The sequence below is a fragment of the Streptomyces sp. NPDC001100 genome (assembly GCF_053598575.1).
On sequence record NZ_JBSFKO010000049.1, the window covers coordinates 38,044 to 48,304 of the forward strand.

General features: G+C 70.9%; 7 protein-coding genes. 6 read left to right on the plus strand and 1 reads right to left on the minus strand.

The window, feature by feature from the left end:
* Nucleotides 1-3: 3 nt before the first annotated feature.
* Both ACWDEW_RS43370 and ACWDEW_RS43375 read left to right on the plus strand, forming a co-directional pair.
* Nucleotides 4-2,451 (plus strand): glycoside hydrolase family 3 C-terminal domain-containing protein, encoded by a 2,448-nt coding sequence (locus tag ACWDEW_RS43370; protein ID WP_450521027.1) that lies wholly within the window; start codon nucleotides 4-6, stop codon nucleotides 2,449-2,451.
* Between the two features lie 76 nt (nucleotides 2,452-2,527).
* On the plus strand, nucleotides 2,528-4,144 hold the full coding sequence (locus ACWDEW_RS43375; RefSeq protein WP_450521029.1) for a carboxylesterase/lipase family protein: 1,617 nt from the start codon (nucleotides 2,528-2,530) through the stop codon (nucleotides 4,142-4,144).
* A 155-nt stretch (nucleotides 4,145-4,299) separates the two neighbouring features.
* Here ACWDEW_RS43375 and ACWDEW_RS43380 read toward each other — a convergent pair whose 3' ends face one another.
* A complete protein-coding gene (locus ACWDEW_RS43380; RefSeq protein ID WP_450521031.1) occupies nucleotides 4,300-5,760 on the minus strand; it encodes an amidohydrolase family protein in 1,461 nt (486 codons plus the stop codon).
* A 272-nt stretch (nucleotides 5,761-6,032) separates the two neighbouring features.
* On the opposite strand from ACWDEW_RS43380, the gene ACWDEW_RS43385 reads away from it, so the two are divergent.
* The 4 genes from ACWDEW_RS43385 to ACWDEW_RS43400 all read left to right on the plus strand — a co-directional run bounded on the left by ACWDEW_RS43385 (nucleotide 6,033) and on the right by ACWDEW_RS43400 (nucleotide 9,877).
* Nucleotides 6,033-6,854, plus strand: coding sequence for an IclR family transcriptional regulator domain-containing protein (locus ACWDEW_RS43385; protein ID WP_450521033.1), 822 nt, complete (start codon nucleotides 6,033-6,035; stop codon nucleotides 6,852-6,854).
* Between the two features lie 80 nt (nucleotides 6,855-6,934).
* Nucleotides 6,935-8,125 carry a CaiB/BaiF CoA transferase family protein gene (locus ACWDEW_RS43390; RefSeq protein ID WP_450521035.1) on the plus strand — a complete coding sequence of 397 codons (1,191 nt, stop codon included), beginning with the start codon at nucleotides 6,935-6,937 and terminating at the stop codon, nucleotides 8,123-8,125.
* Entirely contained in the window at nucleotides 8,118-8,960 is an 843-nt protein-coding gene (locus tag ACWDEW_RS43395; protein WP_450521037.1) for a citryl-CoA lyase, read from the plus strand. The genes ACWDEW_RS43390 and ACWDEW_RS43395 overlap by 8 nt, the downstream gene beginning before the upstream one ends.
* Before the next feature lie 59 nt (nucleotides 8,961-9,019).
* A complete protein-coding gene (locus ACWDEW_RS43400) occupies nucleotides 9,020-9,877 on the plus strand; it encodes a dioxygenase family protein (RefSeq protein WP_450521039.1) in 858 nt (285 codons plus the stop codon).
* The last annotated feature ends 384 nt before the right edge of the window (nucleotides 9,878-10,261 follow it).

Here is a 10,261-nt window from a genome sequence, read left to right on the forward strand (position 1 = left end):
GGCATGGAGCTCGATCGGAGATCGGTAGGACGCCACGGCACCCGTTTACGCCGTACGGCGCTGATCGCGGGCGTGAGCGCGGCGCTGATTGCCGGGGGCACGGCCGCAGCTCCCGGCGCCTCGGGCGCGGGCAGCGCGGGCGTGACGATCAAAGTGTCCCCGCGCGTGGCCGCCCTCATCGCCCGGATGACGCTGGCCGAGAAACTGTCCTTCGTCCACGGCGGCACCGATCCGAAGACGCTCGGCCAGGCCGGATACATCCCGGGGGTGCCCCGTCTCGGCATCCCCGAACTGCGGCTCACCGACGGCCCGGCGGGCGTCCGGGTCAACGAGCACGCCACGGCGATGCCGGCACCGGTCGCTCTCGCCTCGTCCTTCGACGACGGGCTGGCCCGTGAGTTCGGCCGGACCGTCGGACGCGACGGCCGCGCGCTCGGCCAGGACGTCCTGCTCGCCCCGATGACGAACACCGTCCGAGTGCCGTACGCAGGGCGGAACTTCGAGACCTTCAGCGAGGACCCGCTGCTCAGTTCTCGGATGGTGGCCGGCGAGGTCGAGGGCGTCCAGAGCCAGGGCCTGATCGCCACCGTCAAGCACTACGCGGAGAACAACCAGGAAGACAACCGCATGGGGGTGAACGTCAACGTCGACGAGCAGACCCTGCGTCAGATCGAACTGCCCGCCTTCGAGGCCGCCGTCAAGGCGGGCGCCGGGGCGGTGATGTGCTCGTACAACTCGGTGAACGGCAGCCACGGCTGCGGCAGCGACGAACTGCTCGACTCGATCCTCAAGGAGCAGTGGGGCTTTTCGGGCTGGGTCATGTCGGACTGGGGCGCGACCCACGCGACGACCGACATCGTGAACGGCCTCGACCAGGAGATGCCCAGCGGCGTCTACCTGGGCGAGGAACTGAAGACCGCGATAACCGACGGCAGCATTCCCGTCTCCGAGCTGAATGATTCGGTCGCGCGCATTCTGCAGCAGATGACGAAATTCGGTCTCCTCGACGGTGCGGCGACCCGGCGGCCCGCACGCGATACGAAAGGCGGCGCGAAAGTCGCCCAGAAGGTGGCCGAATCCGGCGCGGTCCTGCTGAAGAACACCGCCAGAGCGCTTCCGCTGACCGGCAAGGACACCGGCATCGGACTCATCGGCCCGACCGCGAAGACACCGAAGGTCACCGGCGGCGGCAGTTCCAGCGTCGTACCGGACTCCGCGGCCTCGCCACTGGACGCCATCACCGTGCGGGCCGGCCGGCACACCACGGTGCGCTACGCGGCCGGCGTCGACACCGGCGACCCCATCCCCGCCTCGGCCCTCAGCCCCGCACTACCGGTCGACGCGGACGGCACGATCCCCGTCACACCGGACGCCTCCTTCGACTACAGCGGCACCCTCACCGTGCCCACCGACGGCGACTACTCCTTCGTCTTCGACCTCCCTGCCGCCTACGGCCTGCTGAAGATCGACGGAAACAGCGTCATCACCGGCTTCCTCGGCTCCAGCACCGCCACGGTGCACCTCACAGCGGGCACGCACAGCCTCGCGGCCGGCGCCCTCGCGATCCAGGGCGGACCGACCAAGGTCCGGCTGAACTGGGTCACCCCACAGGCCGCACAGGCCGCCCGCGAGCAGGCGGTGGACCTGGCCCGCCGGGTGAAGACCCCCGTGGTGTTCGCCTACGACGACGGCACCGAGGGCTTCGACCGGAAGAACCTCTCCCTGCCGGCCGACCAGGACGGGCTCATCTCCGCCGTCGCCGACGCCAACCCGAACACGATCGTCGTCCTCAACACCGGATCGTCGATCACCATGCCGTGGCTGTCCAAGGTCAAGGCGGTCCTCGACATGTACTACCCCGGGGAGAACGGCGCCGAGGCCACCGCCGGGCTGCTCTACGGCGACGTGAATCCCTCGGGCAAGCTCACCCAGACGTTCCCCGCCAGCGAGTCCGTCACACCGGTGGCCGGCGACCCGCTCAGGTACCCGGGAGTGGGCAACCAGGAGAACTACTCCGAGGGCATCTACGTGGGCTACCGCTGGTACGACAAGGAGCAGGCCGCCCCGCTCTTCCCCTTCGGCTACGGGCTGTCGTACACCTCCTTCGCCTACCGCGACCTCGCGGTACGGCAGAGTCACGGCGCGTTGACCGTCTCGTTCACCCTGAAGAACACCGGCACCCGCGACGGTGCCGAGGTCGCCCAGGTCTACGTCGGCGCGAGCCCGGGGACCACCGAGCCGCAGGCGGTGCGCTCGCTCGGCGGCTACCAGAAGGTGCGGCTGCGCGCGGGGCAGTCGACGACCGTACGCATCCGGGTCGACGCCCAGCAGCTGAGGTACTGGAACACGTCCTCCCACAGCTGGGTGCTCGGCACCGGGAAACGGGACGTGTGGGTCGGCTCCTCGTCTCGGACGCTGCCCCTGCACGACAGCGTCGGCGTCACCCGCTGACCGCGCTTTTCCCCCCACTCCCCACCAGGTGTGCCGACCGCGGTGCCGCGGCCGGCATCCCACCTGAGAGGTCCCCATGACTGCCAGCAGAACGCGTACTGCCCTGGGTGGCGCGCTGATCCTGTCCATGACCGCCGTCGGGCTGCTCTCCGCGACGCCGTCCGTGGCCGCGTCCACGAGTGCGGCGACCGTGGTGCCCACCGACAAGGGCCCCGTGCGCGGTGCCGTCTCCCACGGCGTCGAGCGGTTCGTCGGCATCCCCTACGCGGCGGCCCCCACCGGCTCCCTGCGCTGGACGCCGCCGCGGCCGGCGGCGCGCTGGACCGGCGTCCGGGAGGCCACCGCCTTCGGCAACCCCTGTCCCGTACTGCCCAGCGGCAACGGCCCGCGCAGCGAGACCGAGGACTGTCTCGACGTCAATGTCTGGCGGCCGGCGGGAGTACGGACCGGCGCCCGTCTTCCCGTGCACGTGTTCATCCACGGCGGTGGCCTGACCAACGGCAGCGGTGCGCAGAACGACGAGTCGAAGCTCGTACGGGAAACGGGCGTCATCGGTGTCTCGCTCAACTACCGGCTCGGTGTCTTCGGCTTCCTCGGGCTGCCCGCCCTCACCAAGGAGGGCGGCGAGTCCGGCAACTACGGCTTCATGGACCAGCAGGCCGCTCTGCGCTGGGTGCAGCGCAACATCGCGGCCTTCGGCGGGAATCCCGGCGCGGTCACCGTCGACGGCGAGTCCGCAGGCGGCTGGTCCGTCTGCGGGCATCTGGTCTCGCCCGGCTCGCGCGGACTTTTCGCCCGGGCCGTGATCCAGAGCGGCTCCTGCCCCAGCGTGCCCGAGGCTCAGGCAGAGACCGCCGGAGCGGCGTTCGCCCGGCAGGCGGGCTGCGACAGCACCGACCGGGCGGCCGCCCTCGGCTGTCTGCGGTCCGCTTCGGTGGGTACGCTCCTCGACGCGAGCCGGACCTTCTCGGCCGACTTCGTGGACGGGACCCCGACGTTCCCGGTCAACGTGCGCCAGGCGGTGGACAGCGGGCACTTCACCCGGGTGCCCATGCTCGTCGGCGCCAACCGCGACGAGGGCCGCACCTTCGCCCAGGGCTACATAGGGGCAAGCAAGGAGGCCTACCTCGCCTTCGTCCGGGGCGTCGCCGGAAACCGCGCAGACGAGGTCCTCGCCCGCTACCCCTGGCCCGAGACGTCCGACGCGTACACCGCGGCGTACCTCGTCGGCGCGATCATGACCGACTCGGGGCTGATCAGCGGGATCGGCGGGTGCGGGCAACGCTCGCTCGTCCGCACCTTCGAGCGGTACACCCCCACCTACTCCTACGAGTTCGACCACCGGACAGGGCCCGGCCTGACGCAGATACCCGGTTACGTCTGGGGAGCCGGCCACGCCGCGGAACTCGCCTACATCTGGCCCAGCTTCGACAACGGCACACCGATCGCCCCGCTGTTCAACGCCGCCGAGCGCCGGCTCGCCCGCGAGATGACGCGGTACTGGGGCGCCTTCACGAGAACCGGCCGACCGCATGTCGTCGGACAGGACGCCTGGCCCGCATACCACAGCGGCAAGGGCTTGACGCTGTCGCTGCGGGCCGGCGGCAGGAGTGCTCTGATCGACGACGTTCAGTACTCCGCGGAACACCAGTGCTCGCTCTGGGACACCATCGCGGTCCCGCACAGTTCCTGAGGACACGACGCGTTCGACGCGACCGACGACCGCACGTCAGTCGGCAGACGGTCGTCATCGGCGGGTCCGGGCCGCGCTCCGAACGGCCGCCGGGCCGGCACGGACGGACACGGTCCGCCGGCCCGGAACTCATCGGCGCAGCATCCCGCTCCCCCTCAGCGGCCGTGGGTCGAGGTGCTGCGGTAGTCGGTGTACGTGTAGGGGTTGTCGAGGACCTTGGTCTCGGGGACGTCCGGGTTCATGCCCTTCGCCCAGGCGTCCTCGCCCATCGTGGAGCGCAGATGGTCCACGGTCCGCTCGACGGTGCGGCGCACCGCGGCCAGGTCGGTGTCGAGGAGACGGTGTTCGTGCTTGACCACCTTGCCGTCCACGATGACGGTGTGGACGTCGCCGCGCTGGGCCTGGAAGGCCACGTGGCCGTACGGGTTGAGCAGTGGGAACGAGACCGGTGAGTGGTCGTTCTTCAGCAGGACGAGGTCGGCCTTCTTGCCCTCCTCGACGCTGCCCAGGTCGTGTTCGCGACCAAGTGCCCTCGCACCACCGCGCGTTGCCCATTCCACCACCTGGTCGGCGCGCAGCGCGGCGTGGGTGACGGTCTCGCCCTGGGCGTGGGCCTCGAGGTGTTCGCGGGCGCGGTCGGCGCCGAGGGTGGTGCGCATGGCGGAGAACAGGTCGCCGCTCCACCACACGCTCGTGTCCATCGACAGGGAGACGGGGATGTCGTGGGAGCGGACGGCCCAGGTCGTGGGATAGCCCTGGCCGGCGCTCTGCTCGCTCTCCGTGGACACCGAGACCGAGCCGCCCGTGGCCGCGATGCGGTGGTAGGAGTCGGCCGACAGGGTGGAGGCGTGGACGTAGACCGTCTCGGGGGTCATGAATCCGTGCTCGTACATGAGACGGATGCCGTCGTCGCCTGTGGCGCCCCAGACTCCGGCGTGGGTGGTGACGGCGACGCCCAGGTCGCGGGCCACCTCGAAGGCGGGCTTCTCGGGGAAGGCCGGATCCCCGGTGACGTCGAAGGCGATCTGGAAGCCGAGCATGTCGTCGCCGGTGATGCGGCGGCGCACGAAGTCCCGGAACTGCGGTGCCGCGGTCCACTCCGCCGGAGCCTGCTGGATGTTGCCGTAGGCGAGGACGAACCGGCCGGGCACGGCCCGCAGCGCGTCGACCGCCGCGTCCGCGTGGTCGACCGTCTGCAGCCCGTGCGACCAGTCGACGACCGTGGTCACCCCGGCGTCCAGCGCCTCGACGGCGGCCAGGAGGTTTCCGGCGTACACGTCCTCGGGCCGGAAGGCGGTGCCGTGTTCGAGGTAGTACCAGACGAAGTACTGGGTCAGGGTCCAGTCGGCGCCGTACCCACGCATCGCCGTCTGCCACATGTGCCGGTGCGTGTCGATCATGCCGGGCATCACGATGCCGTCGGACGCGTCGATCTCGGCGGTCCCCTCCGGCACGGCGAGCCGAGGGCCGACCGCGGTGATCCGGTCGCCCGTCACGAGCACGTCGGTGTCGCTCAGCACCCGCCGTGCGCGGTCCATGGGCAGGACGGTGCCGCCGCGCAGGACGACGGGTCGTCCCGCCGCGAAGGGGGTGGACCGGCTCGTCACTTGGCTCATCCCTGGATCTCCCACTGCGAATCGGACGACTGTCCGCATGGCGGCTCATGCTTGGTGACCGATCGTCGTCAGGGTGCAGTCCGGTGTCAATACTCCGCGTATTCCGAATTCCGCCCGGCAATGTCCACGGCCGTCCGCTCTGCGGTCGGTTCCCAGCCGATGCGTCCGGACCATCGCGACGGAGGGCTGTTCTGCTGCGTAGAGTGCCTTCGACGGGTGTCCGCAGGGCGGACACCCGGAGGGCGAAGCCGACGGCGACCAGAGGAGCCACCATGCCGCGCGAAGGAACCGGACCCGATTTCATCGAGGCGCTGGCCCGGGGCCTGGAGGTCATCACCGCCTTCCGCCCCCGCCGGCCGGTGATGTCCCTGTCCGACGTGGCGAGTGCGACCGGGCTGGCCAGACCGACCGCGCGCCGGATCCTGCTGACCCTGACCGAACTGGGCTACGTGCGCCAGCAGGCCGGCGGTTTCGTGCTGACCCCGCGCGTCCTGGACCTCGGCGTCGCCTACGTCCGCTCGACGGGACTGTGGGACGTGGCCCGCCCGCACCTGGAGTGGCTGGTGGAGCGCACGAACGAGTCCTGCTCGATCGCCCAGCTCGACGGCTCGGACATCGTCTACGTCGCCCGGGTCTCGGTGCCCAAGATCGTGACCCTCGCCGTGCAGATCGGCACCCGCTTCCCGGCGCTGCCCACCTCGCTGGGCAAGGTGCTGCTGGCCGCACTGCCGCCCGACGAGGCGGCCCGGGTCATCGCCGAGCCCAGCCGCTCGGGCCTTCAGTCCGTGTGGCACCCCGGCCGGGCCGAATGGGAGGCCGAGCTGCGGGAGGTGCGCGCGCGGGGATGGGCGGTGACCGACGAACAGCTGGCCAGGGGCATCCGCTCGGTGGCGGCTCCGCTGCGGGACGGCTCGGGCCGCGTCGTCGCGAGCGTCAACGTGAACGCGCACGCCGCCGAGACCTCCATGGAGGTGCTCCTCGACGGCCATCTGCCGCTTCTCCTCCAGGCCGCCGGCGAGATCAGTGCGGACTTCGCCCGCCTGGAGTCCGCGCCCCATGCGATCCGGCCGTCCGCACGTCCGGCGCGGCTGTGACGCCTTGACGCCTTCGCCGTCCGGGACAGAGAATCACTTTCCGGACGACTGTCCGGTGTACGGACAGAAAGGCGAGGTTGATGTCGCAGAGCGCCAAGCCCACTCCCCCGGGCACCGCGGGCCCGCTCTCCGGGGTGCTGGTCGCGGACTTCTCACGGATCCTTGCCGGGCCGTACGCCACGATGCTCCTCGCCGACCTGGGGGCCGACGTCGTCAAGGTCGAGGGACCGGGCGGCGACGACACCCGTGCCTGGATGCCTCCGACACGCGACGAGGTCTCGACCTACTACCTCGGGATCAACCGGGGGAAGCGCTCCATCGCCCTCGATCTGCGCACCGAGGAGGACGCGGCGGTCGCCCGCAACCTCGCCCGCCGCGCGGACGTCCTGATCGAGAACCTCAAGCCCGGCGGCATGGCGAAGTACGGGCTGGACTACGACTCGGTCCGGCAGGACAACCCCGGGCTGATCTACACGTCGATCACCGGCTTCGGCGCCGGAGCGGGCCGGCACGTCCCCGGCTACGACCTCATGGTGCAGGCCATCTCGGGGCTCATGAGCCTGACGGGCGACCCCGACGGGCCTCCCTACCGGGCCGGGATCTCCGTGTTCGACGTGATGGCCGGCAACCACGCCACGATCGGCATCCTCGCCGCACTGCGCCACCGGGACGCCACGGGGAGCGGCCAGCTCGTCGAGGTGAACCTGCTGTCCTCGGCCCTGACCGGACTGGTCAACCACAGCTCGGCCTACGTCGCCGGCGACACGGTGCCCTTCCGCATGGGCAACGCCCACCCCAGCGTCTTCCCCTACGAACCGCTGCCCACCGCCGACAACGACCTCATCGTGACGGCCGCCAACGACGGCCAGTTCCGCAGGCTGTGCGAGGTCCTCGGCATACCGGAGACGGCCGAGGACCCGCGGTTCGCGCGCAACGCCGACCGCACCGCCCACCGCGACCTGCTGCGCCCGCTGCTGGCCGAGAGGCTGAAGACGCGCGGGGCCACCGAGTGGTTCGAGGCCCTGGTGGAGGCCGGCGTACCGAGCGGACCGATCAACACCATCGACGGCGGCTTCGCCATGGCCGACCGCTTCGGACTCGACCCCATCGTCACCGTCGGCGAGGGGGACCGCGCGGTGCCCACCACCCGGCACCCGATCCGCTTCTCCGCCACCCCCGCCTCCTACCGTCTGCCGCCGCCCGAACTCGACGAACACGGCGCGGAGTTGCGCACCTGGCTGTCCGCACCCGAGGAGGACGGCCATGTCTGAGCCGACACCGCGCCCCGCCTACCCCACAGCCCTCGGCGCCTCCGACCTGCACACCATCACCCTGCTCGGGCACGACCTGGCCGAGGACATCATGGGCTCGGTCGGCTTCGGAGAACTCGCGTTCTGGCTCGCCACCCAGCGGCGGCCGACACCCGGCGAGACACGTGTCTTCGAGGCCGTGCTCGCGGCCCTCGCCGACCACGGCTTCACCCCCACGGCCATCGTCACCCGCCTGACCTACCTCTCCGCCCCGGACTCCATCCAGGGCGCGCTCGCCGCCGGCCTCCTCGGCGGCGGATCCCGCTTCCTCGGCGTCACCGAGGACACCGGCCGCTTCCTCCACGACGTACTGGAATCCCTCGACGGAGACCTGCCCGCCGACGAGGCCGGCTGGGACGCTCTCGCGCTGCGCACGGTCCAACGGCGGCGCGCAGCCGGGGAGTTCGTCCCCGGCCTCGGTCACCACGTGCACAAGGAAGGCGACCCCCGTACCCCGAGGCTGATCCGAATCGCCCGGGAGGAGGGCGTCTTCGGCCCACATCTGAGCCTGTTCGCCGCCATCGGCCGGGTGCACCCGAAGATGCTGCACCGCACCCTCCCCCTCAACGGAGCGGGGGTGTGCGGCGCCGCCCTCGCGGACCTCGGCCTGCCCCTCCCACTGCTGCGCGGCTTCGCCCTGTTGGCCCGTACGGCCGGACTGATCGGCCAACTCGCCGAGGAACTGCGCCACCCCGTCGCCCAGGACGTCTTCCTGTCCGTCGACCTCAACAACACCCCGGTACCGCCGGAGCCCTACACCCCGGACCCGCTCACAAAGGACCGGCGCGAGGACTGACCCCGCGCCCCCCGACCCGCCACCCCTGCCACCCGCACGCAGACCAAGGAGCCGCAACCGTGTTCGTCGACGAGGACAACATCACCGAGCTGGCCGTCGAGCGGTGGGCCACCGCTCACTCCCCTCGGCTGGGCGAGCTGATGACCGCGCTCGTCCGTCATCTGCACGCCTTCTCGCGCGAGGTGCGGCTCACCGAGGACGAGTGGATGGCCGCGATCCAGTGGCTGACCGCGGCCGGCGGGATCAGTGACGACAAGCGCCAGGAGCTGATCCTCACCTCCGACGTGCTCGGACTGAGCACGCTGGTCGTCCAGTTGAACAACGAGTTCACGCCGGAGGCGACCCCCGCCACGGTGCTCGGTCCGTTCCACATCGACGGCTCGCCGACCGCGCCCCACGGCTTCGACATGTCGGACGGCATCGCGGGCACACCGCTGTTCTTCACCGGCAGGGTGACCGACACCGAGGGCAAGCCGCTCGCGGACGCCGTGCTCGACGTGTGGCAGGCCGACGCGGACGGCGCCTACGAGGCCCAGATCCCCGAGATCGACGAGGCACGCCTGCGGGCCAAGTACCGCACCCGCCAGGACGGCACCTACTGCATCCGCACCATCGCGCCGCGCGGGTACGCCATTCCCATGGACGGCCCCGTCGGCGACCTGATGCGCCAGACCGACATCAGCCACTTCCGGCCCGCCCACGTCCACTTCCTCATCGACGAGCCGGGCCACCGGAAACTGATCACCCATCTGTTCCAGGCGGACAGCGACTACCTCGACTCCGACGTCGTCTTCGGCACCAAGGACGCGCTGATCATCCCGTTCACACAACGACCTGCCGGCACCGCGCCCGACGGCAGCACCCTCGAAGTGCCCTACCTCCACGCCCAGTACGACTTCGTCCTCCAGCCCCGCTGACCCCCGGACGCAGGACAGGAGCGGCACAACCACAGCGCCCGAGGCGGACAACCGAAGAACCCAGGCGTTCGGAGTGACGCGGATGGCATGGGACACGGCCGATGTGGTGCTCGCGGGCAGCCAGTTGTGGCTGCGTGCAGGACGGGCCACCGACTTCGCGGCGCTGACTGACCGTACCCAGGAGTCCCTGGAGCCGAGCCCCACCGGCTGGACGAGTGTCCAGAACGTCGGTGTCTGCGACGGGGCCGAGCACGTGCCCACCCTGGACGCACGGCGGGGACCGGTACACGGTCACGGCGATCGAGACCGCGATCACCCTGCGGGTCGCCGAGCCGACCTGGAACGCCCGGCGAGGGGCACGTCCGGGAAACCCCGACGGCGAGT

What these genes read in the sequence shown, in the direction of transcription:
- ACWDEW_RS43385 (WP_450521033.1), top strand. Translation starts at nt 6,033, where the DNA reads ATGCCGCGCGAAGGAACCGGACCCGATTTCATCGAGGCGCTGGCCCGG.
- ACWDEW_RS43390 (WP_450521035.1), top strand. Translation starts at nt 6,935, where the DNA reads ATGTCGCAGAGCGCCAAGCCCACTCCCCCGGGCACCGCGGGCCCGCTC.
- ACWDEW_RS43375 (WP_450521029.1), top strand. Translation starts at nt 2,528, where the DNA reads ATGACTGCCAGCAGAACGCGTACTGCCCTGGGTGGCGCGCTGATCCTG.
- ACWDEW_RS43380 (WP_450521031.1), bottom strand. Translation starts at nt 5,760, where the DNA reads ATGAGCCAAGTGACGAGCCGGTCCACCCCCTTCGCGGCGGGACGACCC.
- ACWDEW_RS43395 (WP_450521037.1), top strand. Translation starts at nt 8,118, where the DNA reads ATGTCTGAGCCGACACCGCGCCCCGCCTACCCCACAGCCCTCGGCGCC.
- ACWDEW_RS43370 (WP_450521027.1), top strand. Translation starts at nt 4, where the DNA reads ATGGAGCTCGATCGGAGATCGGTAGGACGCCACGGCACCCGTTTACGC.